This is a genomic window from Mesorhizobium sp. M0062, assembly GCF_040323125.1.
GTDB lineage: Bacteria > Pseudomonadota > Alphaproteobacteria > Rhizobiales > Rhizobiaceae > Mesorhizobium.
The window spans coordinates 138,594-164,957 of sequence record NZ_JAMYUO010000011.1; the positions used below are offsets into that span (position 1 = coordinate 138,594).

The window sequence follows — 26,364 nt, forward strand, 5'->3', positions numbered from 1 at the left end:
GCCTGAGCGTGGAACTCCCCGCCTCGCTGCGACAAGGCGTCCAGCGCCTGTTCGAAACGATACCGCTGGCGGTGCTGCGCCAGGCGGCGAAGACGCTGTCTGACCGCTACCGCGCCGAATTGCGCGACGGCCGCCTGCACATGGCCGAAGAGATGGCGGTAAAAGCCTATCTGGCGACGCGGCTGCCGGCGACCTACGCGGCGGTACGGGCCGGTCTCGACGAACTCGCCTATGCGCGGCCCGATTTCCAGCCAACGAGCTTGCTCGATGTCGGCGCCGGTCCTGGCACGGTGCTTTGGGCCGCTACAGACCTGTGGCCCGACCTCGAAGAGGCGGTTCTGGTTGAAGCAAGCGCCGCGGTGCGCAAGGTTGGCCAGTCGCTCGCCCTTGATACCATCGCCACCAGGATGGACTGGCGCGCCGGCGACGTGACCATCGACCTTGCCGATCTCAAGCCTGCCGACCTCGTCACCTGCGCCTATGTGCTGGACGAGATCGCGCCGGCATCGCTGCCGAAGCTTGTCGGCCGGCTCTGGCATTTGACCGGCGACACACTGCTGATCGTCGAGCCCGGCACACCGGCAGGCTGGCAGCGCATCCTGGCAGTGCGCAGGCAATTGCTGGAGGCCGGGGCGCATGTGCTGGCGCCTTGTCCGCATGAGGCGCCCTGCCCGCTTGAGCCGCCCGACTGGTGCCATTTTTCGCGCCGCGTCGCCCGCTCGCGCCTTCATCGCCTGGCCAAAGACGCGGACGTGCCGTGGGAGGACGAGAAATTCATCTACGTCGCGGCGTCGCGGCAACCCGCGCCTGTACATCCGCCCCGCGTGATTGCGCCGCCGAAATCGGGCTCCGGCAAGGTGCTGCTCAAACTGTGCCAGCCGGATGGCGGCGCCGGCGAGACACTTTTCACCAAGCGCGAGGGCGAGCTGTTCAAGGCAGCGCGGCGGCTGGACTGGGGCGATACACTGGACGGAAGAAGCGGATAATCACCGAGATTGTTCTTGCTCTGTTCCAACGACTCGGATAAAAGTCAGCGCCTTTCTGAGTCAACCGGAATCGGGGCGCGGAAACACTCTTCTGTGGACGGTTTGCCGCCCCTGTGAACAACGGGCATCGAGGTTGATTGGTCGTGCGGTGATGCAGAAAGGTCAGCACCGATTTATCTCGTTCTGATATCGAGAAGCCGGGATCAAAATCGGGGACATCATGGCAGAGGCAGCGCGAAAATTCGGCGTGGCGGAGCAGCAACCGCTTTATCGTGAAGCGCCGAACAACATCGAGGCCGAGCAGGCGCTGCTCGGCGCCATCCTCGTCAACAACGATGCCTTCTACCGCGTCTCCGACTTCCTCAAGGCCGGCCATTTCTACGAGCCGCTGCACCGGAAAATCTTCGAGGTCGCGGCCGAGCTCATCCGCATGGGCAAGGTGGCGACGCCGATCACACTGAAAACCTTCCTGCCGGCCGACGAGAAGGTCGGCGACATGACGGTGGCGCAATATGTGGTTCGTCTGGCGGTCGAAGCCGTCACCGTCGTCAACGCCACCGACTATGGCCGCGCCATCTACGATCTGGCCACGCGCCGCGCGCTGATCACCGTCGGCGAGGACATGGTCAACATCGCCTATGACGCGCCGGTCGACATGGCGCCGTCCGAACAGATCGAGGATGCCGAGCGGCGGCTGTTCGAACTGGCCGAAACCGGCCGTTACGATGGCGGCTTCGAAAGCTTCACCGATGCGGTCAAGACCGCCGTCGACATGGCCAACGCCGCCTATATGCGCGACGGCCATTTGTCGGGCCTCGCCACCGGCATGCGCGACCTCGACCGCCGCATGGGTGGCCTGCAGGCGTCGGATCTGATCATCATTGCCGGCCGTCCGGGCATGGGCAAGACATCGCTCGCCACCAACATCGCCTTCAACATCGCCGAGATGTATGAGCCGGCGCAGCAGGCCGACGGCTCGTTCAAGGCAGCCAATGGCGGCGTCGTCGGCTTCTTCTCGCTGGAAATGTCGTCCGAGCAGCTCGCCACCCGCATCATTTCCGAACAGACGGAAATTTCGTCGTCAAAAATCCGCCGCGGCGAGATTTCAGAGATGGATTTCGAAAAGCTGGTCGCCTGCTCGCAGACCATGCAGAAGATCCCGCTGTTCATCGACCAGACCGGCGGTATCTCGATCGCGCAGCTGTCGGCGCGGGCGCGGCGGCTGAAGCGTCAGCGCGGCCTCGACCTCATCGTCATCGACTATATCCAGCTGATGCAGGGGTCGAGCGCGAAATCGTCGCAGAACCGGGTGCAGGAAATCACCGAGATCACCACCGGCCTCAAGGCGCTGGCCAAGGAACTCTCCGTTCCGATCATCGCGCTGTCGCAGCTGTCGCGTCAGGTCGAAAGCCGCGAAGACAAACGCCCCCAGCTGTCCGATCTTCGCGAATCCGGCTCGATCGAGCAGGACGCCGACGTGGTGATGTTCGTCTACCGCGAGGAATATTATCTGAAGAACCGCGAACCGAAGCCCGGCACCGACGAATACATCAAGTGGGAACACGAGATGAACGAGATGCGCGGCAAGGCCGAAGTCATCGTCGCCAAGCAGCGCCACGGCCCGACAGGTTCGGTGAGCCTCGCCTTCCATGGCGAGTTCACACGGTTTTCCGACCTCGCCGAAGAGCATCATATTGCGGAGAGGTTCGAGTAGCTTTTTGGCCTACCGCAGCGCTCCGTCACACCCCCCTCTGGCCTGCCGGCCATCTCCCCCGCAAGGGGGCAGATCAGCAGCTTTGCGGATGGCGCTCATCTTGCGACGTTGGCGATTGGCGAAAGCAGCGACGATAGCCAATCTCCCCCCTTGCGGGGGAGATGTCCGGCAGGACAGAGAGGGGTGTGCAGGATCACCCTCCTTCGGTCATTTGCAGGCAGCATCACTCCATGGCTAAATCGCGCGTCCAGTTCATCTGCCAGAATTGCGGGTCGGTGCATCAGCGCTGGGCCGGTAAATGCGATGCCTGCGGCGAGTGGAACACACTCGTCGAGGAAGGCACGTCCGGCGGCATCGGCTCGGGACCGGCCAACACGCGAAATGCGCGCAAGGGCCGCGCCGTGGTGCTGACCAGCCTGTCCGGTGACATCGAGGATGCGCCTCGGATCATCTCCGGCATTGGCGAACTCGACCGCGCCACCGGCGGCGGTTTCGTGCGCGGCTCGGCGCTGCTGGTCGGCGGCGATCCCGGCATCGGCAAGTCGACGCTGCTTACCCAGGCCGCAGCAGCATTGGCATCAAAAGGCCACCGCATCGTCTATGTCTCGGGCGAAGAGGCTGTCGCGCAGATCCGGCTGCGGGCGCAGCGGCTTGGCGTCGCCGACACGCCGGTCGAACTTGCCGCCGAGACCAATGTCGAGGATATCCTGGCAACAATAGCCGATGGCAGAAGGCCGGACCTCGTCATCCTCGATTCCATCCAGACGCTGTGGACCGACATGGCCGACTCGGCGCCCGGCACCGTCACCCAGGTGCGCGCCTCGGCGCAAGCGATGATCCGCTACGCCAAATCCACCGGTGCTGCCATCGTGCTGGTCGGCCATGTCACCAAGGAAGGCCAGATCGCCGGTCCGCGCGTCGTCGAGCACATGGTCGACGCCGTTCTCTATTTCGAAGGCGAAGGCGGCCATCACTACCGCATCCTGCGCACGGTGAAGAACCGTTTTGGGCCGACCGACGAGATCGGCGTCTTCGAGATGTCGGACAAGGGCTTGCGCGAGGTCGCCAATCCGTCGGAGCTGTTCCTCGGCGAACGCCACGCAAAATCGCCGGGTGCCGCGGTATTTGCCGGCATGGAAGGCACACGTCCGGTGCTGGTCGAGATCCAGGCGCTGGTGGCGCCGTCCACATTGGGCACGCCGCGCCGTGCCGTCGTCGGCTGGGACGGCGCACGGCTGTCGATGATCCTTGCCGTGCTCGAAGCCCATTGCGGCGTGCGCTTCGGCACCCACGATGTCTACCTCAACGTCGCCGGCGGCTACCGGATTTCCGAGCCGGCGGCCGATCTGGCGGTTGCCGCTGCACTGGTTTCGTCGCTCACCGGTCTTGCCCTTCCCGCCGATTGCGTCTATTTCGGCGAAATCAGCCTGTCGGGCGCAGTGAGGCCGGTTGCGCATGCGCAGCAGCGCCTTAAAGAGGCCGAAAAGCTGGGTTTTGGAAGTGCGGTTCTGCCCTTGGGCAGCGAGGAGGTTGTCGGGGGGATCGGGGCCGGCGCTTTCCAGCCGACCGAACTTGCCGATCTCGTCGCACGCATAGCCGGCTCACGGCGCAGCCGTGTCGACGTGGAAGATTGACGCGGCTCGCCCGAGCCGTGAAAAGACAATCTGAGTGGGGCGAAAGACATGCCGATTACGCTGCTGGACGGAATTCTCGTCGGCTTCACCCTGGTCTCGGCGATGCTCGCCATGGTTCGCGGCCTGTCACGCGAAATCCTGTCCGTCGTGTCCTGGGCGGCTGCCGCCGCGGCGGCATTCTTCTTCTACAAGCCGGTGCTGCCTTACGTTCAGCCCTATGTCGAAAGCGACAAGATCGCCATGGCGGCATCCGCCGGCATCGTCTTCCTCATCGCGCTGATCGTCGTTTCCGTCATCACCATGAAGCTTGCCGACTGGATCATCGATTCCAGGATCGGCGCGCTCGACCGTACGCTGGGCTTCCTCTATGGCGCCGCGCGCGGCGTCCTCGTCGTCGCCGTGGCGCTGCTGTTCTTCAACTGGCTGGCCGGCGCCAAGGCCCCTGCCTGGATCGCCAACGCCAAGTCGAAGCCGCTGCTCGAGACCATCGGCGCCAAGCTGGAAAGCCTGCTGCCCGAAGATCCGGAAAACGCCATCCTGAAGAAGCTCAATCCGAATCAGCCGGCAGCCGAGACGCCTCCGGCGGCCGATGCACCGGCGGCGGATGCTCCGGCAACCGGTGACGATACGCCGGCGCCCGACGACGAGACCGACGCTCCGGCCGATAACGCACCCGCGCCCGCTGCTCCGGCTCCGGCTCCGGCCGCGCCGGCAAACTGATACGGACGGATGGTGCCGGACAGGCGCCATCCCGGCAGTTCCGGCCTGACTACGTTGCTTTCGCGGCGCTATCGCACTATATGGCCATTTTAGCGGAGCTTGAGCCCCATGGCAGTTTCGAAGGCAGACGCGGACGACGTGCTTTCCGCCGAAGCAGACGATCATTTCCACGACGAATGCGGGGTGTTCGGCATTTTCGGCCGGCAGGACGCTGCGGCCATCGTAACGCTAGGCCTGCATGCGCTGCAGCATCGCGGCCAGGAAGCGGCCGGCATCGTCTCCTATGACGGCACGCAGTTCCATGTCGAACGCCATGTCGGCCTGATCGGCGACACCTTCACCAAGCAGCACGTCATCGACAGCCTGCAAGGCAACCGTGCCATCGGCCACACGCGCTATGCCACGACCGGCGGCGCCGGCATGCGCAACATCCAGCCCTTCTTCGCCGAACTCGCCGATGGCGGCTTTGCCGTCGCCCATAACGGCAATCTCACCAACGCCATGACCGTGCAGCGCGCGCTGCAGAAGCAGGGCGCGATCTTCTCGTCGACCTCCGACACCGAGACGCTGCTGCATCTCGTTGCCACCAGTAAGGAACGCGATTTGAATTCGCGCTTCATCGACGCCGTGCGTCAGGTCGAAGGCGCTTTCTCGCTGGTCGCGATGACCTCCAAGAAGATGATCGGCTGCCGCGATCCGCTCGGCATCCGCCCGCTGGTGCTCGGCGACCTCGACGGCGCCTGGATCCTGGCCTCCGAAACCTGCGCGCTCGACATTATCGGCGCCCGCTTCGTGCGCGACCTGAAGCCCGGCGAAATGGTCGTGGTGACCTCGAAGGGCATCGAGAGCCTGTTCCCCTTCGAGCCGCAGAAGACCCGCTTCTGCATCTTCGAATATGTCTATTTCGCCCGCCCGGACTCCTCGGTCGAAGGCCGCAATGTCTACGAAGTGCGCAAGCGTATCGGCGCCGAATTGGCGCAGGAAAGCCCGGTCGAGGCCGATATCGTCGTGCCGGTGCCGGATTCCGGCACGCCGGCGGCAATCGGCTTCTCCCAGGCGGCAGGCATCCCCTTCGAACTCGGTATCATCCGCAACCACTATGTCGGCCGAACCTTCATCCAGCCCGGCGATTCGATCCGCCATATGGGCGTCAAGCTCAAGCACAACGCCAACCGCCGGATGATCGAGGGCAAGCGCGTGGTGTTGGTCGACGATTCGATCGTGCGCGGCACCACCAGCCAGAAAATCGTGCAGATGGTGCGCGACGCCGGCGCCAAGGAAGTGCATATGCGCATCGCCTCGCCGCCGACCAGCGCGTCGTGCTTCTACGGCGTCGACACGCCGGAGAAGTCGAAGCTTTTGGCATCGCGCATGTCGATCGAGGAAATGGCCGAGTTCATCCGTGTCGATTCGCTCGGCTTCCTCACCATTGACGGGCTCTACCGCGCCGTCGGCGAAGCCAGCCGCGACAATGAGCAGCCGCAATTCTGCGACGCCTGTTTCACCGGCCAGTACCCGACCCGCCTGCTCGACTTCGAAGGCCACGACAATGTGCGCACGCTGTCGCTGCTGGCGAACAGCGGGGCGTAAAGCCCAACTGCTATCCTTGAAAGCGCTCGCATGACCCTCGACCTCTCCGGCCGCGTCGCGGTCGTTACCGGCGCCTCGCGCGGCATCGGCTACTTCATCGCCAGGGAACTTGCCGCCGCTGGCGCCCATGTCATTGCGGTTGCCCGGACCGTCGGCGGGCTGGAAGAACTCGATGACCAGATCAAGGCCGAACGTGTGAAAACCGGCAAGGGCGAAGCGACGCTGGTGCCTCTCGACCTCTCAGACATGGCCGGCATCGACCGGTTGGGCGGGGCCATTCACGAGCGTTGGGGCAAGCTCGACATTCTGGTGGCCAATGCCGGCGTGCTCGGCGTCATCTCGCCGATCGGCCATGTCGAGGCCAAAACCTTCGAGAAGGTAATGACCATCAATGTCACCTCGACCTGGCGGCTGATCCGCTCGGTCGACCCGCTGCTCAGGCTGTCCGACGCCGGCCGCGCCATTCTCATGTCCTCCAGCTCCGCGCATTCGGCGCGCGCCTTCTGGGCGCCCTATGCGGCGTCGAAGGCGGCGGTGGAAGCCATGACGCGTTCCTGGGCGCATGAGACGCAGAGCCTGCCGCTCCGCGTCAATGCCGTCGACCCCGGCGCCACCCGCACCGCCATGCGTGCGCAGGCCGCGCCCGGCGAGGATCCGGAAACGCTGCCGCACCCGTCAGAGGTGGCAAAACGCATCGTGCCGCTGGCGAGCCCCGAGATGAAAGAGACGGGGCTGATCTTCCAGGTCAAGAACAACCGCTTCGTCGCCTACCGGCAGCCGGAATAAACCGGGTTGTAGCGGGATTAAACAGGCCTCCAGTTACGTTTCTTCGAATGTAGGACATTCGAAACCGGAGGACCGACATGCGTAGACTTCTTCTCGTTGCCGCCGCCGCGATTGCCGCCACAGCCGGGGTGGCGCTGGCGCAAGACGCCAAGATGAGTTTCTTCGTCACCAGCGTCGGTTCCGGCAAGGGCGCCGATCTCGGCGGTCTCAAGGGTGCCGACGCGCATTGCGCCTCGCTGGCGGAAGCGGCTGGGGTTACCGGCAAGGAATGGCACGCCTATCTCTCGAGCGCCAATGTCGATGCGCGCGACCGTATCGGCAAGGGTCCCTGGGTCAACGCCAAGGGCGAGAAGATTGCCGATGACGTCGCCTCGCTGCACAGCAACGCCAACGCCATCAACAAGCAGACGGCGCTGACCGAGAAGGGCCAAGTGGTCAATGGCCGCGGCGACAAGCCGAACCGGCACGACATATTGACCGGCTCGAAGCCTGACGGCACCAAGCTCGCCGACCAGACCTGCGGCGACTGGACCTTGAGCGGCGCGGAGGGCGCGGCGATGATGGGCCATCACGACCGCACCGGCCTTGATGAGTCGGCGGCGGCGAAATCCTGGAACTCCTCGCATGCCTCGCGCGGCGGCTGCAGCCAGGAGGCGCTGAAAGGCACCGGCGGCGACGGCCTGTTCTACTGCTTTGCGACGAACTGAGAGACGTCTGGGAGCGGTTCGTTCACGGGTCTGTGATGATCCGGCAGGTCCCTCCCCGCTCGCCCTGCTTTCGCCATCAGCCGGGAGTTGCTAGGGTCGACCCGACTCCGACACTCAGCAAAGCGAGGAATTCCCATGGCTGCTCCCAGCGTAGCATTGGTCTGGTACCTGGTGATCGCCGGCCCGCAAGGCGGCATGGTGGTGCTGCCCAGCACCTTCGACACCCGCGAACAGTGCACAAACGCGATTACCGAATATCAGAAGCAGCCGACGCCGGCCGGCTGGGCGGTCAACTGCGTGCCGAGCGCCTCGCCGTTTACCGATGAGGGCGACGCGGAAGAGCCTGCTGCGCAGTAGCGCAATCTCCCCCCTCGAGGGGGAGATGGCCGGCAGGCCAGAGGGGGTCGCCTCGCGTAGAGTGCCAACCTCCTTCCGCACAAAGGGCGTCGCGTCCAGTCGGCCCGACCCCCTCTGTCGCCTTCGGCGACATCTCCCCCTCAAGGGGGGAGATCAGGCGCGCGCACTCACCGTCAGCTCCGGCTTGCTGTTGATGGTCTGGAACACCACGCAATAGCGTTCGGTCAGCTTGATGAGCGAATCGATGCGCGCCTGCGGCTCATCCGTGTCGAGGTTGAAATTCAGCCGGATGGCGCGAAAGCCCACGGGGGCGTCCTTGGCCACGCCCAGCGTGCCGCGAAAGTCGAGATCGCCTTCGGCCTCGACGGTGGCTGCGCCAAGCCTGAATTCCAGCGCCGTCGCCACTGCCTTCAGCGTCACGCCGGCGCACGCCACCAGCGCCTCCAAAAGCATATCGCCCGAACACAATTCGAGCCCGGAACCGCCGGTCGCCGGATGCAGGCCGGCGACCGCCAGCGCCCTGCCCGTCTCGACCTTGCAGGCAATCGACTGGTCGTCGATGGAGCCTTTGGCGCGAAGCGTGATCAGCGCTCGCGAGGAATCGTCGCGATAAGCCTCCTTGATCGGTGCCTGCATGGCCTTGAGTGCGGTGGCGTCCATGTTGCATTCCTTTTCGAGTCCGTCGCGCTTTGATAGCACTGATATGCCGGCGAGACAGCGCCCCCCTCTGCCTGCCGGCCACCTCCCCACAGGGGGGAGATCTGCAGCTTCGCCGATGGCGCTTTCTACGCCGGCGATTAGCGAAGGCGGTCGCGACATCCAATCTCCATCCCTGTGGGGGATGTCCGGCAGGACAGAGGGGGCGTGAAGGAACGCTAGCTCGCGAAGAGTTACTTTGACTTCGACCGCCCGAGCCATACCTAAGCAGAGTCATTCCCGCGGAGGCATCATGCCGTTCAAGCTGAAACTGATCTCGCTTACCCTGTTGGTGCTTGCAGCCTTCGCGCAGCCAGTCGTCGCCGAAACGCCCGAGCGCCCCGCACCGGCAGGCGGCGTGCTGTCGCTGCTGCCGGCACCGCAGACGACCAGCCATTCAATCACCATTGCCGGGCGCAAGCTGGACTATCAGGCTAAGGCCGGCACGCTGTCACTGCTATCCGGCAAGGGCGAGGTCACCGCGGAAATCTTCTATGTCGCCTATACGCTGCCGCCACTGGCGGGCGCGGAGAAGGCTCGCCCCATCACCTTCGTCTTCAATGGCGGCCCGGGCGCGGCATCCGCCTATCTGCATCTCGGCGCACTCGGCCCGCGTGTCGTCGCGACCGGCGCCGATGGCCAATTCCTGCCGCCGCCGCAAAAGCTGATCGACAATCCCGACAGCTGGCTCGACATGACCGACCTCGTCTTCGTCGATCCGGTCGGCACCGGCTACAGCCGCGAGGCCCCCGGCCAGGACACAAAAGATTTTTGGGGCGTCAGCCAGGACGCCAGTTCGATCGGCGCTTTCATCCGGCTCTATCTCGCCCAGAACGGCCGCACCGGATCGCCGCTCTTCCTTGCCGGCGAAAGCTATGGCGGGTTCCGCGCGGCACTTCTCGCCAGGACCCTGCAGGAAGATGTCGGCCTGAGCCCCAACGGCATCGTGCTGATCTCGCCTGCACTGGAGTTCACGCTGGTGCTGCCCGACGAATTCCAGCCACTGCATTGGGCGCTGGAACTGCCCTCGCTGGCGGCGGTGCGCCTGCGCAGCGAAGGCCTCAGCGGCGAGGCGCTGCGCGAAAAGCTCGCCGAGGTCGAACACTATGCTATGGGTGACTACCTCACCGCTCTGGCCGGCGGGCTGGAACAGGGTGGGCGGCTGGCCAGCCAGCGCGTGGCCGAGATCACCGGCCTGCCGCTCGACCTCGTGCAACGCAATTTCGCCCGCATCCCGACCGCCCTGTTCGCGCGCGAATTCCAGCGCCCCAGTGGCAAAGTGCTCAGCCCGTATGACGGCACCATCGCCACCAGCGACATCGCCCCGGAGAGCGCCCGCAGCGCCGGCCCAGATCCGGTGCTCGACCGCAGCGTGCCGGCGCTGACCTCGGCCTTTGTCGGTTATGCGCGCGACGAGCTGAATTTTCGCACCGATGTCAGCTACAGGTTGCTCAATGGCGATGTGACCCACGCCTGGGACTATGGCGGCTCGCGGCAAGGCTATGCCGGGGTGATGGACGATCTGCAGCGGGCGCGCTCGCTCAACCCGGGGCTCGGCGTGGTGATCGTCAACGGCGACACCGATCTGGTCACTCCCTATCTGGCCTCACGCTATCTGGTGAGCCAAATCCCGACGCTCGGCGGGGCAAAACCCATCCGTCTCGACGTCATCGAGGGCGGCCACATGATGTATCTCAGGCCGGGCGGCCGGCGCGCCCTGAAGGAGGCCGCTTCGGAGCTCTACCAGGCAACACAGTGAACGGCGTGCCCACGCTGTCGGCCAGGCTGCGCCAACGCAAGCTTGCCACTGGCGTAGCGCCCCGCAGGCTTTCGCCCGTGTAGCCTGCAATGGGAGCCTGATTGGGGCAGGCTTCTTCTTCGTCCTCTTGACAGCGCCGGACACGCCGCATGGCCGATATTGCCATTCTGGAAACCCGCGAAAGGGTGCTTGCCGGCATCCTGTTCACCGGCTGCGCCTATTTCCTGTTTTCGACGCAGGACGCCGCGATCAAGCTTCTGGTCGTCGGCATCAGCGTCTGGCAGATCATGTTCTTCCGCTCGATCGCTGTGCTTATCGGCTGTGCTGCAATCGGCGGACCGCCCATCTTTGCCGACACAATGCGCTCGCCCATCGTGCGGCCGATGCTGGTGCGCAGCGCCTTCACGCTCGGCGCCTGGCTCTGCTACTACAACGCGGCCCGCTCCCTGCAGCTGGCCGAACTCACCACCATCTATTACGCCGCCCCGATCATCGTCACCGTGCTGTCGGTGGTGATGCTTGGCGAAAAGGTGCCGCTGTTGCGCTGGCTGGCGGTGTTCATCGGCTTCGTCGGCGTCTTCATCGCCTGTGATCCCACTCGTCTCGGCTTGTCCGTGCCGATGCTCTTGGTACTGGCTGCGGCAGTGCTGTGGGGCATTGCCGTGGTGCTGTTGCGCAAGACGGCGCTGGCCGAGCGCACGCTGATCCAGCTTGTGCTCAACAATTTCTACTTCCTGGTGTTTTCCACGGTGCCGGCGCTGTTGGTCTGGCAGATGCCGGACTGGCGCCAGTTGCTGCTTTTGATCAGCGTCGGCGCGCTCGGCGGCGTGGCGCAATTTATGCTGTTCGAAGGCATGAAGCGGGCGCCGGTGTCGATCGTGGCGCCGTTCGAATACACCTCATTGGTCTGGGCCTTCGGGCTCGGCTTTGCGATCTGGGGCGACGTGCCGCGTCGCGAGGTGTTTCTGGGGGCGGCGTTGATCGTCGGCGCCGGCCTGCTGATCATCGGCAACGAGCATTTCCGCAAGCGGCTATGAGTACCCCGTGCTGACAGCATGGTGGCAGGAGAAGACGGATAGGCTGCTGAGATGACGGAAGCGCTCGACGGCCCAGGCACCACAGATACCGCTGCCGATCGTACGCTCGGCATCATGCTGGTGGCGGCCTCGGCGGCTTTCTTCGCCCTGACCGGCGTGCTGACCAAATCGATCCACGCCGACCCGCTGACCATCACTTGCTGGCGCGGCTTTGTCGGCGCGATCCTGATCACCTTCTATGTGCTGTGGCGCCGGCGCCGCTCCGGCGGGCGGGAAAGCTTGCGGCTTGGCTGGCGCGGCTGGTTGCTGGCCCTCGAGGGCGCCGCGGCCAGCATCGCCTTCATCTCGGCGTTCAAATTCACCTATGTCGCCAATGTCGCGGTCATCTACGCCACCGCGCCCTTCATCACCGCGCTGCTCGCCTTCGTGCTGGTGCGCGAGCCGTTCCGGGCGCAGACGCTTGCCGCCGCCGCCGTTTCGCTGTGCGGCGTGGCGATGATGGTCGGCTCCGGCTTCGGCAGCGGTCATCTGTTTGGCGATGGGCTCGCGCTGCTGATGACCGCCGGCAGCGCGCTCTACATGATCATGGTGCGCGCCTTCCGCGACACGCCGGTGGTGTGGGCGGGCGCAGTCTCGGCGCTTCTGCTGTTCGTGCTCGGCTGGTTCGTCACCGACCCCCTGGCGATTTCTGCTCGCGACGCCGTGCTGCTCGTCGCCTTCGGAGGATCGTTTGCGGCGGCGTCGATCCTGTGGACGGAAGGCTCGCGGCTGATCCCTGCGCCCGAGTCCGGCCTTCTCGGTGCCGCCGAAGTGCCGTTTGCGATCCTGTTCGCCTTCCTGTTCCTCGGCGAGATCGCGCCGGCCGCCAGCCTGATCGGCGGCGCCATAGTACTGTGCGCGGTTTTCGCCCATGCGGGGCGCGACTGGCTGGCCGCGAGAAAAAGTGCGGCAACCCAATAATTATTTTCCAAGTCATGGAACCATCATGCGGATCAGGCAGTTTTATGGTGCGACGGGTCACCCCCCAAGTCCCCCCAAACCCCTCGACCCGTCCTCCTCAAAGCCGACCGTAAAGGTCGGCTTTTTCTTTGGACATCAGCCGGCAAAGCCGGGCAAGGCGAGGTTGTCGCTGAGCAGGATGGCAAGATCGCGCGCCGGCCGCTCGGCGCCCTGGCCGAGTTTTATCGCGAATTGCGCTGTCGGCACCGGCGGCAGGGCGAATTCGCGCGGTGCTTCGGCAATGCCTGAATGGGCAAAGCGGGCGGTGCGCAAGGTCAGCGCGATGCCGGCATTGACCGCCGTGCGCAAGCCGGCAAGGCTGGCGCTGCCGGCGGCAATGCGGTAGCGGCGGCCGGCAGCATCGAGGGCCGCGAGTGCTGCTTCGCGAAAGCCGCAATAGGGGTCGAGCAGCGCCAGCGGCAATTCCTCTTCCCGCACGGCAAGCCCTTTTTTGCGAGCACAGCCACAGCATCGGCTCACTGAACAGCCCGACTTCGTCATTGGCCGGCGTCTTGCGCATGACAATGGCCAGATCGAGCTGCCCGGCCTGCAGCGCCTCGCCAAGCTCGGCCGAACGGCCAACGCGGAGTTCGACCCTGACGCGCGGATGGCTGGTCGCGAAGGCGCGCAGCAGCTCCGGCAGGCCGCTATCGGCGAAATCCTGTGTCGTGCCGATGGCGACGCGACCAGCGGCACGCGCGCCCTTGAGCGCCAGCCAGGCCTCGCTGTGCACGGCAAGAATGCGGCGGGCATGACCGACAAGATCCTCGCCGGCCGGCGTCAGCCCGCGCCCGCGCCCCTGCGCCACCAGCAGCGGTTCGCCGACGATCTCCTCCAGACGCTGCATCTGCGCGGTCACCGCCGAGGGCGAGCGGCCGACAGCAGACGCAGCCTGAGCCAGCGAGCCGCCATCGACAAAGGCAAGGAAGGTTTTGAGCAGATCGGGATCGAGCGCCTGCATAATTCGATAATACAGAACCTTTTGTTCGAAACAATTCGATTTTTTTGATTCCAAGATGATGGCATTGTCTCTCCAACGGCAAACAGACGCCGCTCAAACGAAGGAGAGAAAAATGCCCATCATCAACATCAGCGTCACTGGTAAGCCCGACGCCAAGCTGTCCGCCACAATCGCCAAGGAAATCACCGGCCTGACCGCAACCCATCTGCGCAAGGACCCGACGATCACCGCCGTCGCTGTCACCTATATCGACCCGCAGCACTGGTTCGCCGGCGGCAAGTCGCTGGCAGAGCATGGCGCCAATACTTTCTGGCTCGACATCAAGGTGGTCGACGGCACCAACACCAAGCTGGAGCTGGAAGCCTATCTGAAGGCGATCTTTGAGGCCTTCGGTAAGTTGCTCGGTGGCGTGCATGAGGAGAGCTATGCCTTCGTGCACGAGGTTCCGGCCGCAGCTTATGGCTATGGCGGCAAGAGCCAGGAGTTCCGGTTCATCAGTGGGCGGCTGAAGGCCACGGCCTGATTGCTACCCAGCGGGAGGATGAAGCCTTGTATCAAGCGCGAAATCCTCCCGGAGATGCAAGCTATAAAGGCCTGCCGCCCGGTTGGGATCGAACACCAGGTTCCAGCTGTGCTGGGATACCGCGCTGGGGATCAGAAAGAACGGATGCTTTGCCAGCAGACCATCGCCGAACTGCTGCTGTCCCGCGCCCGGGATGCCGGGACGCAGCCAGTTCGCGTTCGGAATATCGTCGGTTTGGACCACATAAATCTCTGATGGATCGACGATGTCGAATGCCGTCAGCACGTGAGGGACAGTATCCAGCGTGCGAAACCCCTTGTGGACCGCCACCTCCAAGATGGCGGTCGATGGGTCGATGGACGCATATACGGCTCTGATCCCTTTGCTGTTCCACCTTCCCCCAAGCTTGAAGGCTCCTTCGCCACTGTCCCAGCTCGCCTTGAAGCGTCTGTGATCAAGCCTCCAGCCCAACAACTGCCCTGTTCCGAGGGAGCCCGGCAAAGGCGTCACGCGTAGATACCATAGTCGAGCCGCTCAAGAAACTCCTGCACAAGCGCAGTGCCCGCCGCCGTGGCCAGCAGATCGATCGGCCGGCGATTGTCCAAACCCATGGCAGACTCGATCATCCATTTTTCCGCGTCTTCCTGAGTCCCGAGCACGGACGTGGCCTTTGTCAGGAGCTTGGCGAAGTTCCAGGTTCTGGAACCTTGCTCCCGACTGAGGGTCTTGGAGTGATCCGATTTGTGCCGCTGAAATGTCCGCTCGCTCATGCCGAATGCGGTCTCAAACGCATCGGCGGGATCAATGACCATCAGATGCCTGACGAGGCTTTCGAGCGCCTGGCCCGGAATTCCATGCAGGATCATTTCATGTGCCTCAAGAGGACTGGCTACCGAGAATCCAAGAACCTTCCGTCCACCAAACAGGTCGACCATTCGTTCGAACTCCGGCTCCATATGTGGTGCCTCGGCAAAACCCAGCGGGGAACTGGCCATATTACCTCTCCGTCACGTGTCGCTTTATTTACGACACGTGTCGCAACATTTCAAGGCCTGCGTTTGGGTCATTGCCTGGTGAGGTCAGGTGGAACACCGCTCCCTCGCACCCGCGCATTGACCTTGCTCCCCATTGCGCTACCCTCTGCTCTCGAAGCGGACGAAGAGCCGCATACCGGACCGTTGGGAGAGACGCGGCATGATCCTGACACTGGCGCTGCTTGCAGGCCTCGTGCTGGCCTGGCTGCTGATTGGCGCGATCGAGACGTTTCGTCTCGACCTGCGCTTTACCCAGGCGCTACTCTATGTGCCGTTCAAGCTCGCCTACCGGATAGATGACCGGCGCATCCGCATTGCCCGCAACGCGCCGACGCCGGTGATCTATGTGGTCTCGCACCAGTCACGCTTCGAGCCGGCGCTGATGCTGTCGCTGCTGCCCGACGACACGCTGCACATTCTCGACGAGGCCTCGGCGCGCTCGCCCTGGATGGAGCCTTGGCGCGAGCTTGGCCGCACCATCGCCTTCAACGCCGAGCATCTCTTCGTCAGCCGGCGGCTGGTCAGGGTGCTGAAGGGTAAAGGCCGGCTTGCCGTCTATCTGCCCGATGACGTCGAGCCCGATGTGAAGACGTTTCGCCTGTTCCGCGCCGTCACCCGCATCGCCATGCAGGCCGACGCCCGCATCGTGCCGATCTTCGTCACCGGCTCGCGCGACCTGCCGGTTTCCTTGACGCCAAAGAACCGGGCGCCGCGCCACTGGTTCCCAAAACTCTCGATCAGCGTGCTGGAGCCAATGACGATTGCCGAACTGGTGGCGCGCAACCCCGACCAGGCTTCCAACACCAATGCGTTGTTCGACCGCATCGCCGAGGCGCGGCTTTATGGCAGCAACCTCGATCGCGGCCTGTTCCTGGCCATGCGCGATGCCGCGGATCGGACCGGCGCCTCGCATCCGATCATCGAGGATGTGATCAGCGGCTCGCTCAGCTATCGAAAAATGTTCATCGGCGCGCGCGTGCTCGGCCGCCGTTTCCAGGCGGTGGCGGCGCCCGGCGAAGCGGTCGGGGTTTTGCTGCCCAACGCCAATGGCGTGGTGCTGTCCTTCGTCGGCCTGCTCTCGGCCGGCCGGGTAGCGGCGATGATCAACTACACGGCAGGGCCGGCCAGCGTAACCGCCGCGGTGCGCGCGGCAGTCATCCGAACGGTGGTTTCCTCGCGCGCGTTCGTCGAGAAGGCGGCGCTTGCCGACATCATCGCCGCGATCGAGGCCGGCGGCGCCAAAATGCTGTGGCTGGAGGATGTGCGCGCAAGCGTCACGACGCTGGAAAAGCTCGCAGCAGCGGTGCTGTGGCGGTTCCCGCTGCAGCGGCAGGATGCGGCCAAGCCCGCCGCAATCCTGTTCACCTCAGGCTCGGAAGGCACGCCCAAGGCCGTGGTGCTGTCGCACCGCAATCTCCACGCCAACGCCATGCAGGCCGAGGCGCGCATTACCATTTCGCCGTCCGACATCCTGCTCAACGTGCTGCCGGTTTTTCACTCTTTCGGCCTGACCGGCGGTACCATCCTGCCGCTGGTGACCGGGGTGAAACTGTTCCTCTACCCGTCACCGCTGCACTACAAGATCATCCCGGAGATCGCCCGCAAGGTGAAGCCGACCATCATGTTCGGCACCGACACTTTCCTTGCCAACTATGCCCGCACCGCCAAGGATGGCGATTTCTCAAGCCTGCGCTTCGTCGTCGCCGGCGCGGAAGCGGTGAAGCCGGAGACGCGGCGCGTTTATCGCGAGCGCTTCGATGCCTCGATCATCGAGGGGTTCGGGCTGACGGAGGCCGCTCCCGTCGTCGCCGTCAACACCGCCATCCATGGTCGCGACGGCACGGTCGGACGGCTGTTGCCGGCGATGCGCATGAAGCTCGAACCGGTCGAGGGTATCGAGGGTGCCGGCCGCCTGTGGCTCGACGGGCCGAATTTGATGATGGGCTACATGACCGCTGACCGGCCCGGCGAATTGCAGCCGCTGGACGGCTGGCACGACACCGGCGACATCGTCTCGGTCGACCGCGAAGGCTTCATCACCATTCGCGGGCGGGCAAAACGCTTCGCCAAGATCGCTGGCGAGATGGTGTCGTTGGGCGCCGTCGAGATGCTGGTGCAGTCGCTGTGGCCGGAAGAGCGCCACGCCGCGGTGGCGGTGCCGGACAAGAGGCGCGGCGAGCGCATCGTGCTGGTCACCACCGCCGACGACGCCGATCCGGAAGAACTGCGCGCCTTCGGCAAGAAGGCAGGTGCGGCCGAACTGATGGTGCCCAACGACATCGTCAAGGTCGAGGAGATCCCGGTGCTGGGTTCCGGTAAGACGGATTATGTCTCGACGCGGAACCTGGCGATCGAGAAGCTGGGGCTGGGCCTGGCGGCTTAGCGTATCTCCCTCCTTGAGGGGGAGATGGCCGGCAGGCCAGAGGGGGTCGCCTCGCGTGAAGCGCCGACGTCCTCTTCGCTCAAACGAGGTCGCGTCCGGGGCGTACCGACCCCCTCTGTCGCCTTCGGCGACATCTCCCCATCAAGGGGGGAGATAACAACTACCCAATATCCGACGGCGGCACTTTTTCGCCCTCGCGCTTGGCGCGCTTCGAATACGCCCGCACGCTGAAAGGCAGGAAGATGAGATAGCCTGCGACAGAGGCGGTCAGCGTGTACCAGGGATAGGTCATCAACAGCAGGACGTATAGAACGACCGCCAGGATGATCGGCAGCACCTTGTCGCCCGGCACTTTCAGGCTTTTGCCGGAATAGACCGGCAGCCGGCTGACCAGCAGGAAAGCGACCAGCACAGTGAAGCCGGTGGCGACGAATGCCGTCAGGCGGTCCGGCTCGAGACCGAGCCGGAGGAAGGACAGATAGAGCGGCAGCATAACCAGCACGGCGCCGGCCGGCGCCGGCACGCCGACGAAGTATTCGCTCTGCCAGATCGGCCGGTCATGGTCTTCGTCGAGCACGTTGAAGCGCGCCAGCCGCAGGCCACAGGCGATGGTGAACAGAAGAGCTGCGATCCAGCCGAAGGAGCCGGCGCGGTCGAGCAGGAAGGCGTAGAGCACCAGTGCCGGCGCGACGCCGAAATTGACGATGTCGGCCAGCGAATCCATCTGCGCGCCGAATTTGGATGTCGCCTTCAACATGCGCGCCAGGCGCCCGTCTATGCCGTCCAGGAAGGCGGCGAGCAGCACCATCACCACGGCCGGCTCGAAACGGCCCTCGAAGCCGAAGCGGATGCCGGACAGGCCGGCGCAGATGGCAAGTACGGTGACCAGATTGGGCAGCACCATGCGCATCGGAATCTCGCGGATGCGCGGGCCGCCGCTGCCATGGGCCTCGAACTTTTTGAACGGCGCGCCCACCGCTTACGAAATCCTGACGAGCGGGGTTGCGGCGACGCCGCCGAATTCGGCGAGCACGGTTTCGCCGCCGACCGCCGTCTGGCCGACGGCGACGCGCGGCACCGCGGTCGAAGGCAGGAAGACATCGACGCGCGAGCCGAAGCGGATCAAGCCGAAGCGTTCGCCGACGGCAATGGAGCCGCCGGTCTCGGCCCAGCAGACGATGCGGCGCGCCACCAGGCCGGCAATCTGCACGGCGACAACGATGCCGTTGGGACTGTCTATGACCAGCCCGTTGCGCTCGTTCTCCGAGCTTGCCTTGTCGAGTTCGGCATTCAGGAACTTGCCCGGCCGGTGCTCGATTTTGGTGATGCGGCCGCGCACGGGAGCACGGTTCACATGGCAGGAGAAGACATTCATGAACACCGAGATGCGGGTCATTTCGGTGTTGCCGAGGCCGAGCTCGCGCGGTGGCACGGCCGGGCCGACCGCCGAGATGACGCCGTCGGCGGGACTGACCACCAGCCTGTCATCGACCGGGGTGACACGCTCGGGGTCACGGAAGAAATAGACGCACCAGGCGGTCAGGATCAGGCCGATCCAGAACAGCACCGAGGAGAAATAGCCGAGGAACAGCGTGCCCGCACCAAAGGCGGCAATGAACGGATAGCCCTCGCGATGGATCGGAACGAAGGCATTCTTGATCGAGTCGACGAGGCTCATTGGCTGGAGCTCATGGGCTGGGGGCGGTCCCTGTTTCAGGTCCGGCCTCAATACCGGAAAGGCTCCGCGGCCGCAACGCAACATTGGGCAAGGCCGCATCGGCCGCAGCCGGCAGGAACGGTCACGTGCTTGCCTGCCGGCGGCTTTGCCGCCAGAGTTCATACCGCCGCTGGCTCAGTGCGCGGCGAAAAGGCCGACCGCCCATGATGCCAAACACAGGCAAAGCGTACCTTGTTGCCATACGACTGGCAGCCATGGGTGCCGTTTTGACCGTATTCCTGGCAGCGAGCGACCACGCAGCGGCGCAAGGCAAGCCATCCTTCGATTGCGCCAAGGCCGCCAGCGTGGCGGAAAAGGCCATATGCGCCGATCCGACCCTGGCGCAGGCCGATGCCGAGGTCGCGAAGAATTATGCCGCGCTGCTGAAGAGGCTCGATGCTCATGCCGGCAAGGCGCTGCGGGACGACCAAAGCGATTTCATCGCCTATCGCGATCAGATCGCCGGTTTCAACGAAAGTTCGCCCAAGAACCAACAGGCTTTCGATCTCGGCGAATTCCTGCGCGACCGCGCAACCTTCCTGTCCGGCATACGCAAGCCGGCTGATGGCGGCTTGATCGGCACATGGAGCAGCGTGCGCGGCAGCGTCGACATCAAGGCTGTTGGCGGAGGCAAGGTCGAGATCTCGGAAGAGGTCGTTTCCAATCCAGTCTCGGGAAGTGGGTCATGCGAGATCGACGGCACGGTCGAGGAGCGCAATACGCTTCGACTTGAGGACACCGACGACAACGACAACCCAACCGGTTTTGTCTTTACCTTCCGACGCGACGGCGATGCGCTTGTCGTCGAGCAGAGCGGCGCCGGCAAGGATGGCAGATCGGATCCCTTGTCATGCGGTGCCAACGGCCATGCCGATGGCACGTTCTTCCTGAGCGAAAAACAGTAAACCTGCTGTCGGCAAAACCACCCCTCACCCGTCCTTGGTGAGACGGCGATCATGGTTCCTTGCCATGATTGCGCACCCAACAAGGAGTTACCCCAAAATGCTGAACCAGACGCGTCTCGTTGCCGCCGGCCTCGCGTTCGGGGAGTCGCCGCGCTGGCATGACGGACGGCTGTGGCTCTGCAATTGGGGCACCGGCGAGATCGTCGCCGTCGATGCAGACGGCGACAGCGAGATCCTGCTCAAGATACCAGCCACCCTGCCCTATTCCATCGACTGGCTGCCGGACGGGCGGCTGCTGGTCATCTCGGGTCGGGATGGCTTGTTGCTGCGGCAGGAGGCGGATGGAACGCTGGCCACCCATTCCGATCTTCGGTCGCTGTCAAACAGCCCGTGGAACGAGATCGTCGTCGACGGGCGCGGCAACATCTATGTCAATGGCGGCGGGTCGGCGCCTGCACCGGGCGAGCATTTCGGGCCCGGCACCATCGTGCTGATCACGCCGGACGGCTCGGTTCGACAAGTGGCCGAGAACATCGCTTTCGCCAACGGCATGGCGGTGACGCCGGACAACAGGACACTGATCGTGGCGGAGTCGCATGCCAACCGGCTGACCGCCTTCGATATCGCGGAGGATGGCGGGCTTTCCAACCGCCGGGTCTGGGCCGATCTCGATGGCTTTCCCGACGGCGTCTGCCTCGATGCCGAAGGAACTGCCTGGTATGCGGATGTTCCCAACAAACGCTGTGTGCGGGTGCGCGAAGGTGGCGAGGTGTTGCAGACAGTCGATGCCGATCGCGGCTGCTTTGCCTGCATGCTGGGCGGGCCGGATGGCACGACACTGTTCATCGTCGCCGCCGAATGGCGTGGTTTCGAGAACATGATCAGCGATGCCCGCACCGGCCAGGTGCTGAGCGTCGAGGCGCCAGCACCTGGCACGGGCTGGCCCTCCTACATCTCAGGCAGACGCTGATAGTTGGCGATATCGGCCTTCACACCCAGCCGGGCAATGGTCTCCTGCGGGTTGAAGCCCGCCCGCTCGTGGGCCGCCTTGACGATCGGCACGACATTGTCGACGGCCGCCTGGTTTTCCCATTCGACAATGGTGACCAGGTTGAACTCACCCGGACCCGAAAATTGCTCGAGCACGAAATCCTGGACGAAGCCTTGCTGCAGGCGCAGCAGTTCATGCGTTGCCCTGACCTTGCGAAGGATTTCTTCACGGGCCTCGGCAGGAACGACGAATTTGTCGACCCTGAACACGGCTGCCTCGGCAAGTTTATCCATTTGAATCTGTCTCCGTTCTTGAACGACTTGGGTTCGGTGGCTCAGGAACGGGTTTGCGATCTCAACTTAGGTTGAGGTCAAGGGGAAATTTTCGGTGGTGATGATGGCGACGACGCTGCATATCACCCCCCTTGAGGGGGAGATGGCCGGCAGGCCAGAGGGGGTCGGTTCGACTGGATGCGCCCCCCTTGCGACCGATGAAGGTTAGCGCTCCACGCGCTGCGACCCCCTCTGTCGCCTTCGGCGACATCTCCCCCTCAAGGGGGGAGATCGGCGCTCCGCCGCCTAGCTCACCTCCGAAGTCCGCCTGCGCACAACCACACCCAGCTCATCGCTCTCGCGTGCAACTCGAAGCCTCTCTTCGGCTTCTGTCGCTTCGCGCTGGCGGTCCCACATCGACGCGTAGAGGCCATGCTTTTGCATCAGCTCGGCATGGGTGCCGCGCTCGGCGATCTCGCCGTCCTTGAGCACGATGATCTCGTCGGCGGTGATCACCGTCGACAACCTATGCGCAATGACGATGGTGGTGCGGCCCTTGCTGACCAGGTCGAGGGCGGCCTGGATTTCCTGTTCGGTGTGGCTGTCCAGCGCCGAGGTCGCCTCGTCGAGCATCAGGATCGGCGGCGCCTTCAAAATCGTGCGGGCAATCGCCACGCGCTGCTTTTCGCCGCCCGACAGCTTTAGCCCGCGCTCACCGACCATCGAGCGATAACCTTCCGGCAGCCGTTCGATAAACGGGCCGATCTGGGCAAGCTCGGCGGCTTTCTGCATATCCTCTTCGCTGGCACCGATGCGACCGTAACGGATGTTGTAGGCGATGGTGTCGTTGAACAGCACGGTGTCCTGCGGCACCATGCCGATGGCGCCGCGCAGGCTCGCCTGCGTCACATCACGGACATCCTGGCCGTCGATCAGCACCTGACCGCCCTGGACGTCGTAGAAGCGGAACAAGAGCCGCGAAATCGTCGACTTGCCGGCGCCGGACGGACCGACAATGGCCACCGTCTTGCCGGCCGGAACCTCGAAGGAGACGCCCTTCAGAATCTTGCGGCTGGGGTCGTAGGCGAAGTGCACGTCGCGGAACTCGACCTTGCCGGCTGTAACAGCCAGTGGCTTGGCATCCGGCTTGTCGGTGATTTCCTGCGGCACATCGAGCAGGTCGAACATTTGCTCGATGTCGGTCAGCCCCTGGCGGATTTCGCGGTAGATGAAGCCGATGAAATTGAGCGGCACCGCAAGCTGCATCAGCATGGCGTTGATGAAGACGAAATCGCCGACCGTCTGCGTGCCGGCCTGCACCTCCAGCGCCGACATGCACATGACGATGACGGTGCCGAGACCGAAGATGATGCCCTGGCCGAAATTCAGCCAACCGAGCGAGGTCCATATTCTGGTCGCCGCCATTTCATAGCGCGCCATCGAACGGTCGAAGCGCTCAGCCTCCATACCCTCGTTGTTGAAGTATTTGACGGTCTCGTAGTTGAGCAGCGAGTCGATCGCCTTGGTGTTGGCGTCGGTGTCGCTGTCGTTCATGTCGCGGCGGATCGAAATGCGCCAGTCGCTGGCGCGAACCGTGAACCAGACGTAGAGCCACACCGTGGCCGCCACCACGACCACATATTTCCAGCCATAGGTGTAGGCGAAGATGCCGGTGGTCAGCGCGAATTCGAGGATGGTCGGCGCCGTGTTCAGCATGATGAAGCGCACGATCGTCTCGATGCCCTTGGTGCCGCGCTCTATGATGCGCGACAGGCCGCCGGTGCGGCGCTCGAGGTGAAAGCGCAGCGACAGCTGGTGCATGTGAACGAAGGTGCGGAACGCGAGCTGGCGCACCGCATATTGGCCAACGCGGGCAAACAGCGCGTCGCGCAGCTGGTTGAAGCCAAGCTGCACCAGCCGCACGACATTGTAGGCGACGACCAGCATCACTGGCGCCAGCAGGAAAGATGGCAGCGGCGGCGGCGATTTGGCGTCGCCGGCCAGGGCATCCGTCGCCCATTTGAAGAAATAGGGCCCGGCAACCAGCGTCAGCTTGGCAACGACCAGAAGCAGCGTCGCCCAGGTGACGCGTGCCCTGAGATCGGGGCGGTCGGCCGGCCACATATAGGGCCACAGATTGCGCAAGGTGCCGAAGGTCGAGCTATCGGAAACGGTTTTTTCTGCCACTTGTCTTGCCTTTGGGGTGAGAGGTCAGCGGCCGGAGCAGCAGGAGTTGACGAGTGCGGTCAGCGATGCGGAAACGTCGGCGAGCGCGGCGCGGTCGACTTCGTAGCGCGAGCGCTGACGGTCGGATTGGAAGCGGACCAGCCCGGCTTCGACCAGGATCTTCAGATGCTGGGACACGGTGGACTGCGCCAGATCGAGATGATCGACCACCTCGCGGCAGCAGCAGGAATTGCTGGCCGAGAGATGTCTAAGGATCTCGATGCGCGCCGGGTGCGAGAGTGCGGCGAAGCGAGCGGCAACGGCGCGGCTTTGGGGCGGTGCGCAGTTTGCGTGGTCTGGTTCAGTGAGCGAGTCTGCCATCGTTCATCGGCGATAGACGATGAACGGGTGCGTGGCAAGCTAACCCGATGGGTAGAGCGACCTAATCTCCCCCCTCGAGGGGGAGATGTCGCCGAAGGCGACAGAGGGGGTCGGTACGTCCTGACGCAACGTCGTTTGCAGCAAAGAGAAGGTCGGCGTTCTATGCGCGGCGACCCTCTCTGGCCTGCCGGCCATCTCCCCCTCAAGGGAGGAGATCAAGCGCTCGGCCGCTACTGCGTCTTCACCGGCGCCGTTGTCACCTGCTCGCCCATCGCCTTGAGGTCGGCGGCTTCGCCTTCCTTGGACTTTTCCGGAACCTTGAACACCTGCCCCGGCCAGATGCGGTCGGGATCGCTGATCTGGTCCTGGTTGGCGAGATAAATGGTCGAGAAGCGCACACCGTGACCGTAGACGCGCCGTGAGATCCGCCACAGCGTGTCGTGCCTGCGGATGATGACCGCGCCGTCTGCATGTTCGAGCTTTGGCGCCACCGTCTCGGGCACGTCGGGCGTTGCCGCCGCGACGACGGCTGGAGCCTCAGCGGCGGGCGCTGCCGGTGCCGCAGGTGCCCCGGCAACCGCCGGGGCAGCCGGAGCCGGCGCTTCAGCCGCCGGTGCGGCTGGTGCGGATGCGGCAGCAGCCGGTGCGGGCTTCGCAGGGGCAGCCGCGATAGTGGCTGGCGCCGCAGGCTTCGGAGCGGCCGGTGCTTCGGCAGCAGCCGGTGCGGCCGGCTCAGCAGGCTTTGCTTCGGCGGGCTTGGTCTCGGTGGGCTTGGTCTCGGTGGGCTTGGCCTCCGCGGGCGCCACGGCGGCGATCGCTTCGCCGGGTTCGCGCTCGAACGGCACGGCGGCGCGGGCCACGACCTTCACGCCGTCGGCGTCGAGACCGTCGACATGGATGGTGTAGCTGCCGACCGGGATGTCGCGCGTCGCCTCGACCAGGAAATGACCGTCGGGCGAGGTCACCGCATCGCCAAGCAGGATATCATTGGCATAGGCGCGCACCTTGCGGCCGGCGTCAGCCAGACCGGCGACGAAGATCTTGTTGCCGTCGATCTCGACCGCCTCGACGACGATCTTGGGTGCAGCCACGCCTGCCGCCGGCGGCGCTGCAGGTACTGCTGGCGCTGCAGGGGCAGTTGCGGCTTCCACAGCCGGAGCAGCAGGTGCTGTTTCAGCGGCCACGGCAGGCGCAGCCGTAGCAGGCGCCTCAGCGGCTGGGGCAGCGGCCTGATCGCCGGCGGCCGGTGCCGCGGGCTTGGTCTCAGGCGCCGGGACGCTAAGCAGCTCGGCCGGCTTGCCGGGTTCCTCGACCATCGCCAGCACCTGGCCGGCGGCGTCCTTGGGAACCGAAACGACGGCGGTCTGCACGGAAGGGGTAACCACATCGCCGGCCGTCGCGCGCAACCCAATCGTATAGTCGCCGGGCTTCAGCGGATCGTCGAGAACGATGACGAAGGCGCCGTCCGGACCGGCGACAGTCGAGCCAAGTACCGAGGAGCCGTTGAGGATCTCGACCTTCGAATTGGGCGCAGCATTGCCGGCAACGACGATCGAGCCGTTGCTTTCGACGCGCACGACGTCGAAGCTCGGCGCAACCGGGCCGGCCGCGGCCGGCGCTGGGGTTGTTGGGGCAGCAGCGGGCGCGGCAGGTGCCGCCGGAGCCGCAGCTTCGGTCGCGGGAGCCGTTGCGTCGGCAGGCGCGGGTGCTGCGGGAGCCTTGGCATCGGTGGGCGCGGCGGGCGCCGGCGGCAGCCTTCCCTCGGTCCCCGGATCGGCCGGCTTTTCAGCCGGCGGCGTCAGCGATGCAATCGCCGCAGGCGGCGTGGGATTCAGATACGGGTCGAGTGCGCCCGATACATAGGCGGTTCCGACGACCGCGACGGTCCCACCGGCCGCGAACAGAAACGCCTTCAATGGATTAACAGCCATATTTCCCCTACCCCTTAGCCACCTGAAGCCGGTCTAGCGTGTTTTGCCGGCACCGACAAGAAAAAGCCCGGGCTTGTCAGCCCTTGGGGCTTGACCCCGCATTCAGACCCAATCA

The 26,364-nt window shown here is 64.6% G+C and carries 25 protein-coding genes; 15 read left to right on the top strand and 10 right to left on the bottom strand.

Annotated elements, in window-relative coordinates; all coding sequences use genetic code 11:
* Positions 1 to 8 precede the first annotated feature (8 nt).
* The 8 genes from NKJ64_RS15785 to NKJ64_RS15820 all read left to right on the top strand — a co-directional run bounded on the left by NKJ64_RS15785 (position 9) and on the right by NKJ64_RS15820 (position 8,494).
* Entirely contained in the window at positions 9 to 986 is a 978-nt protein-coding gene (locus NKJ64_RS15785) for a small ribosomal subunit Rsm22 family protein (protein WP_352462899.1), read from the top strand.
* A gap of 220 nt (positions 987 to 1,206) precedes the next feature.
* Positions 1,207 to 2,700, top strand: coding sequence for a replicative DNA helicase (locus NKJ64_RS15790; protein WP_023672717.1), 1,494 nt, complete (start codon positions 1,207 to 1,209; stop codon positions 2,698 to 2,700).
* A 230-nt stretch (positions 2,701 to 2,930) separates the two neighbouring features.
* Positions 2,931 to 4,334 carry a DNA repair protein RadA gene (gene radA, locus NKJ64_RS15795; protein WP_023672716.1) on the top strand — a complete coding sequence of 468 codons (1,404 nt, stop codon included), beginning with the start codon at positions 2,931 to 2,933 and terminating at the stop codon, positions 4,332 to 4,334.
* Positions 4,335 to 4,382: 48 nt separating this feature from the next.
* Positions 4,383 to 5,054 carry a CvpA family protein gene (locus NKJ64_RS15800; protein WP_023747919.1) on the top strand — a complete coding sequence of 224 codons (672 nt, stop codon included), beginning with the start codon at positions 4,383 to 4,385 and terminating at the stop codon, positions 5,052 to 5,054.
* 108 nt (positions 5,055 to 5,162) lie between these two features.
* Complete coding sequence (gene purF, locus NKJ64_RS15805) at positions 5,163 to 6,644, top strand: amidophosphoribosyltransferase (RefSeq protein ID WP_352462900.1); 1,482 nt, start codon at positions 5,163 to 5,165, stop codon at positions 6,642 to 6,644.
* A 30-nt stretch (positions 6,645 to 6,674) separates the two neighbouring features.
* Positions 6,675 to 7,430, top strand: a complete 756-nt coding sequence (locus tag NKJ64_RS15810) for an SDR family NAD(P)-dependent oxidoreductase (protein ID WP_352462901.1) — start codon at positions 6,675 to 6,677, stop codon at positions 7,428 to 7,430.
* Between the two features lie 77 nt (positions 7,431 to 7,507).
* A complete protein-coding gene (locus NKJ64_RS15815; protein WP_023752520.1) occupies positions 7,508 to 8,137 on the top strand; it encodes a hypothetical protein in 630 nt (209 codons plus the stop codon).
* A 135-nt stretch (positions 8,138 to 8,272) separates the two neighbouring features.
* Positions 8,273 to 8,494: a hypothetical protein gene (locus NKJ64_RS15820; RefSeq protein WP_023689120.1), complete on the top strand. Its 222-nt coding sequence runs from the start codon at positions 8,273 to 8,275 to the stop codon at positions 8,492 to 8,494.
* A 153-nt stretch (positions 8,495 to 8,647) separates the two neighbouring features.
* Here NKJ64_RS15820 and NKJ64_RS15825 read toward each other — a convergent pair whose 3' ends face one another.
* The gene (locus NKJ64_RS15825) at positions 8,648 to 9,154 is read right to left on the bottom strand and encodes an OsmC family protein (protein ID WP_023672710.1); all 507 of its coding nucleotides are present in this window, start codon (positions 9,152 to 9,154) and stop codon (positions 8,648 to 8,650) included.
* A gap of 289 nt (positions 9,155 to 9,443) precedes the next feature.
* Between NKJ64_RS15825 and NKJ64_RS15830 the strand changes: the two genes are divergently transcribed.
* The 3 genes from NKJ64_RS15830 (at position 9,444) to NKJ64_RS15840 (ending at position 12,946) form a co-directional block, all read left to right on the top strand.
* Positions 9,444 to 10,949, top strand: a complete 1,506-nt coding sequence (locus NKJ64_RS15830) for a S10 family peptidase (protein WP_023752519.1) — start codon at positions 9,444 to 9,446, stop codon at positions 10,947 to 10,949.
* A 149-nt stretch (positions 10,950 to 11,098) separates the two neighbouring features.
* Positions 11,099 to 11,986: a DMT family transporter gene (locus NKJ64_RS15835; protein ID WP_023689123.1), complete on the top strand. Its 888-nt coding sequence runs from the start codon at positions 11,099 to 11,101 to the stop codon at positions 11,984 to 11,986.
* Positions 11,987 to 12,037: 51 nt separating this feature from the next.
* Complete coding sequence (locus NKJ64_RS15840; protein ID WP_023727358.1) at positions 12,038 to 12,946, top strand: DMT family transporter; 909 nt, start codon at positions 12,038 to 12,040, stop codon at positions 12,944 to 12,946.
* Positions 12,947 to 13,043: 97 nt separating this feature from the next.
* On the opposite strand, the gene NKJ64_RS15845 is transcribed toward NKJ64_RS15840, so the two are convergent.
* The gene (locus tag NKJ64_RS15845) at positions 13,044 to 13,946 is read right to left on the bottom strand and encodes a LysR substrate-binding domain-containing protein (protein WP_352462902.1); all 903 of its coding nucleotides are present in this window, start codon (positions 13,944 to 13,946) and stop codon (positions 13,044 to 13,046) included.
* 112 nt (positions 13,947 to 14,058) lie between these two features.
* Between NKJ64_RS15845 and NKJ64_RS15850 the strand changes: the two genes are divergently transcribed.
* Complete coding sequence (locus tag NKJ64_RS15850; protein WP_023693979.1) at positions 14,059 to 14,469, top strand: tautomerase family protein; 411 nt, start codon at positions 14,059 to 14,061, stop codon at positions 14,467 to 14,469.
* A gap of 3 nt (positions 14,470 to 14,472) precedes the next feature.
* Here the strand turns inward: NKJ64_RS15850 and NKJ64_RS15855 are convergent, their stop codons facing one another.
* Both NKJ64_RS15855 and NKJ64_RS15860 read right to left on the bottom strand, forming a co-directional pair.
* Positions 14,473 to 14,979 (bottom strand): RES family NAD+ phosphorylase, encoded by a 507-nt coding sequence (locus NKJ64_RS15855; protein ID WP_023689127.1) that lies wholly within the window; start codon positions 14,977 to 14,979, stop codon positions 14,473 to 14,475.
* Positions 14,976 to 15,464 (bottom strand): Xre family toxin-antitoxin system antitoxin, encoded by a 489-nt coding sequence (locus NKJ64_RS15860; protein ID WP_023695606.1) that lies wholly within the window; start codon positions 15,462 to 15,464, stop codon positions 14,976 to 14,978. Before NKJ64_RS15860 ends, NKJ64_RS15855 begins: the two co-directional genes overlap by 4 nt.
* Positions 15,465 to 15,663: 199 nt before the next feature.
* Here NKJ64_RS15860 and NKJ64_RS15865 point away from each other — a divergent pair, with 199 nt between their 5' ends.
* Positions 15,664 to 17,886, top strand: a complete 2,223-nt coding sequence (locus NKJ64_RS15865) for an AMP-binding protein (RefSeq protein ID WP_023829036.1) — start codon at positions 15,664 to 15,666, stop codon at positions 17,884 to 17,886.
* A 160-nt stretch (positions 17,887 to 18,046) separates the two neighbouring features.
* On the opposite strand, the gene pssA is transcribed toward NKJ64_RS15865, so the two are convergent.
* Together pssA and NKJ64_RS15875 are read right to left on the bottom strand one after the other, a co-directional pair.
* Positions 18,047 to 18,862 (bottom strand): CDP-diacylglycerol--serine O-phosphatidyltransferase, encoded by an 816-nt coding sequence (pssA, locus tag NKJ64_RS15870; RefSeq protein ID WP_023672701.1) that lies wholly within the window; start codon positions 18,860 to 18,862, stop codon positions 18,047 to 18,049.
* A gap of 3 nt (positions 18,863 to 18,865) precedes the next feature.
* A complete protein-coding gene (locus NKJ64_RS15875) occupies positions 18,866 to 19,726 on the bottom strand; it encodes a phosphatidylserine decarboxylase (RefSeq protein WP_348524271.1) in 861 nt (286 codons plus the stop codon).
* Positions 19,727 to 19,818: 92 nt separating this feature from the next.
* On the opposite strand from NKJ64_RS15875, the gene NKJ64_RS15880 reads away from it, so the two are divergent.
* Positions 19,819 to 20,508: a lysozyme inhibitor LprI family protein gene (locus NKJ64_RS15880; protein WP_050588142.1), complete on the top strand. Its 690-nt coding sequence runs from the start codon at positions 19,819 to 19,821 to the stop codon at positions 20,506 to 20,508.
* Positions 20,509 to 20,605: 97 nt separating this feature from the next.
* The gene (locus NKJ64_RS15885; protein ID WP_031197140.1) at positions 20,606 to 21,478 is read left to right on the top strand and encodes an SMP-30/gluconolactonase/LRE family protein; all 873 of its coding nucleotides are present in this window, start codon (positions 20,606 to 20,608) and stop codon (positions 21,476 to 21,478) included.
* Here the strand turns inward: NKJ64_RS15885 and NKJ64_RS15890 are convergent.
* From NKJ64_RS15890 to NKJ64_RS15905, 4 genes are all read right to left on the bottom strand, one after another.
* Positions 21,457 to 21,792, bottom strand: coding sequence for an antibiotic biosynthesis monooxygenase (locus NKJ64_RS15890; RefSeq protein WP_023685667.1), 336 nt, complete (start codon positions 21,790 to 21,792; stop codon positions 21,457 to 21,459). The two genes, NKJ64_RS15885 and NKJ64_RS15890, sit on opposite strands and share 22 nt — an antisense overlap.
* A gap of 285 nt (positions 21,793 to 22,077) precedes the next feature.
* On the bottom strand, positions 22,078 to 23,958 hold the full coding sequence (locus NKJ64_RS15895) for an ABCB family ABC transporter ATP-binding protein/permease (RefSeq protein ID WP_023826914.1): 1,881 nt from the start codon (positions 23,956 to 23,958) through the stop codon (positions 22,078 to 22,080).
* 24 nt (positions 23,959 to 23,982) lie between these two features.
* Positions 23,983 to 24,318 carry an ArsR/SmtB family transcription factor gene (locus NKJ64_RS15900; RefSeq protein ID WP_023826913.1) on the bottom strand — a complete coding sequence of 112 codons (336 nt, stop codon included), beginning with the start codon at positions 24,316 to 24,318 and terminating at the stop codon, positions 23,983 to 23,985.
* 230 nt (positions 24,319 to 24,548) lie between these two features.
* Positions 24,549 to 26,249 carry a LysM peptidoglycan-binding domain-containing protein gene (locus NKJ64_RS15905; protein WP_352462903.1) on the bottom strand — a complete coding sequence of 567 codons (1,701 nt, stop codon included), beginning with the start codon at positions 26,247 to 26,249 and terminating at the stop codon, positions 24,549 to 24,551.
* Positions 26,250 to 26,364 lie beyond the last annotated feature (115 nt).